Consider the following 2,439-nt stretch of genomic DNA (forward strand, 5'->3'; position numbering starts at 1 on the left):
GCTGTCTCACGCAGAGACAGCTCGTTTTTTGTGCGTTCAGTTGCTCTTTGACCGCTTGGCACAGCCGGTATCAAATGAGGGGTTGTAGGCGTAGTAGTTTTTGGCGTCGAGATTTTCCTGCACATCGCGCAGGGCTTCGCCGAACCGCTGAAAATGCACGATTTCCCGCTCGCGTAAAAACTTAATCGGGTCACGCACATCGGGATCATCAATCAGACGCAACAGATTATCATATGTCAAGCGCGCCTTTTGTTCGGCAGCCATATCTTCAAACAAATCGGCAATCGCATCACCGGTAGATTGCAGGGTTGCCGCAGAAAATGGTGTGCCGCTGGCAGCCTGCGGATAAATGCCGTTGGTGTGATCGACAAAATACGCATCAAAACCGCTCTGCTTGATTTGCTCGGGAGTCAGGCAGCGCGTCAGCTGATAGACAATCGCACCAATCATTTCACAGTGTGCCAATTCTTCTGTACCGATGTCTGTCAAAATCGCTTTGCCCTGTGCATAGGGCTGGGCGAAACGCTGGGTCAAGTAGCGCATCGCTGCGCCCAATTCTCCATCCGGACCGCCGAGCTGAGTGATGATGAGTTTTGCCATCGCTGGGTCAGGATTGGCAATGCGCACCGGATACATTAAATTCTTTTCATACTCCCACATACGTCAAACCTCCTCCCATGGCCATGGGTCATCTACCCAATTCCAACGACCATCTGCACCGGCATTTTGCCGCTTCAACGGTCCAAAATGCTTTTGATAGACCTCTTGTGCCTGCTGATGTTTTTTGCAGACCGTGCGGAAATATTGTACGGCGGCTTCGTCATCCGGATGACTGTCCAGATACAGAGAGGCATCAAAGGCAGCAAAACCGCGCTCTTGCACATCGCGCATCGCTTTTTGCTTTTCAGTCACGGGAAACAGCCTCCTCTCCGATAAATGGTTTGTCGAGATCGGCAAAAATAGTTCCGCGCGCCAGCGCGACATCGTCTTGATAAATATTTTGCCAAACCTGATCGGGGACAAAACCCATCGCCAGCGCCAACAGATTATAATTCAAAACATAGCCGGGACCGGATTGAGCAGCCTGTGGTGTGATAGCAGGACGCGCACCATTTGGCTTGTTCTCCATTGCGATTCATCCTTTCTGTGTCGAGATGCTCTATTTTATGCAAATGTGGTCTGAGCGGTGCATGATAGAAAAGTTCATAGATACTAACAAATAAAGATGATAGTTAGAACAATTATTTAATCAAAACGAAAGAAATTCTATTGACAGAGAAAATATCAGATAGTATACTACTGTACACGAATTAGTTTCAACTAATTAAAAGGAGGAGTATACATGAAGTTCAAATCCGGTTGGAAGCGTTTGAGTGCCTTGGCAATGGGGCTTTGCCTCACGGCAAGTGTGGCGGCACCGTCGTTTGCGGTCAATATTCGAGAGGGCGCATATAAAGACGGTACGTATGAAGGCTCTGCACAGGGATATTACGGCTTGGTCACGCTGGCAGTAACCGTTAAGGACAACGCGGTCACAAAAATTGATGTTGTTTCGCATTCGGACACGCAGTCGTATTGGAACAAAGCAGCTGTTTTGATGGATACGATTATCGAAAAGCAGAGCACCGATTTGGACACGGTTTCCGGCGCAACGTACAGCAGTGAGGGCATTTTGGGTGCGGTCAATTCTGCGCTGAAAAAAGCAGAGGGCAATGCGGTTGATTTGTCTTTCTTTACCACCGGCAATGGTACACAGGCACATCCGTATGTCATTTCTACCGCGAATCAGCTGAGAAAATTTGCAAAATCGGTAGATTCTTATGATTATGCGGGCTGTTATGTATCGCTCGGTGCAAATATTGATATTTCCGGTTCGGATTGGGATTCCATCGGCAACGATGGCGCGCCGTTCAACGGAACCTTTGACGGTCATGGCTATGTGATTGAGGGCATGACGATGGGAACTGAGCAGCAGGCATATGCTCCGGCTTCGGATGAAAAAATCATTGGTCTGTTCTCTGTGCTTGGCTCAGATGCTGTCGTGCGCAATGTCAATCTGACGGATGTGGCAATGAACGTCTATTCGCAGGACGAAGTGACCATTGGTACGCTGGTCGGCAAGACGACACCGAAAAACAGCAAGGAAAGCCGCCGCGGCGCAGTTATTGACAATTGTCATGTAGATGGTTCTCTGACCGTGAAGAATACCGGCAAAAATATCTGGGCAGGCGGCCTGATGGGCTATGAATATTGTGGTGCAGTCATCAATTCCTCGACAAATGTCGATGTCAGTGCGGCAGAAACGACTGGTGAAAACTGGCTGGAAGCAGGCGGCATTGCGGGCATCAATGTTTGGGGTCTGATGGCAAACACCTATGCGACCGGTGATGTCACGGTATCTCTGTATGACCATGAGCAAGGACAGGCAGAAGACGAGAC

At 49.1% G+C, this 2,439-nt stretch carries 4 protein-coding genes; 1 reads left to right on the plus strand and 3 read right to left on the minus strand.

Translation table 11 applies throughout. The features are described from left to right. Positions 1-36: 36 nt before the first annotated feature. From ACR0P9_RS10980 to ACR0P9_RS10990, 3 genes are read right to left on the minus strand one after another with little or no spacing between them, the layout of a single operon-like run. Positions 37-660, minus strand: a complete 624-nt coding sequence (locus ACR0P9_RS10980; protein WP_432620087.1) for a manganese catalase family protein — start codon at positions 658-660, stop codon at positions 37-39. A 3-nt stretch (positions 661-663) separates the two neighbouring features. Beyond that, entirely contained in the window at positions 664-912 is a 249-nt protein-coding gene (locus tag ACR0P9_RS10985) for a spore coat protein CotJB (RefSeq protein WP_432620089.1), read from the minus strand. Beyond that, positions 905-1,129 carry a spore coat associated protein CotJA gene (locus tag ACR0P9_RS10990; protein ID WP_432620091.1) on the minus strand — a complete coding sequence of 75 codons (225 nt, stop codon included), beginning with the start codon at positions 1,127-1,129 and terminating at the stop codon, positions 905-907. Before ACR0P9_RS10990 ends, ACR0P9_RS10985 begins: the two co-directional genes overlap by 8 nt. Before the next feature lie 213 nt (positions 1,130-1,342). Between ACR0P9_RS10990 and ACR0P9_RS10995 the strand changes: the two genes are divergently transcribed. Then, positions 1,343-2,439 (plus strand): FMN-binding protein (locus tag ACR0P9_RS10995; RefSeq protein ID WP_432620093.1); only part of this gene is annotated, 1,097 nt, incomplete at its 3' end.

It is taken from the genome of Butyricicoccus sp., from assembly GCF_050872565.1.
In the GTDB taxonomy this organism is placed as follows: domain Bacteria; phylum Bacillota; class Clostridia; order Oscillospirales; family Butyricicoccaceae; genus Butyricicoccus_A.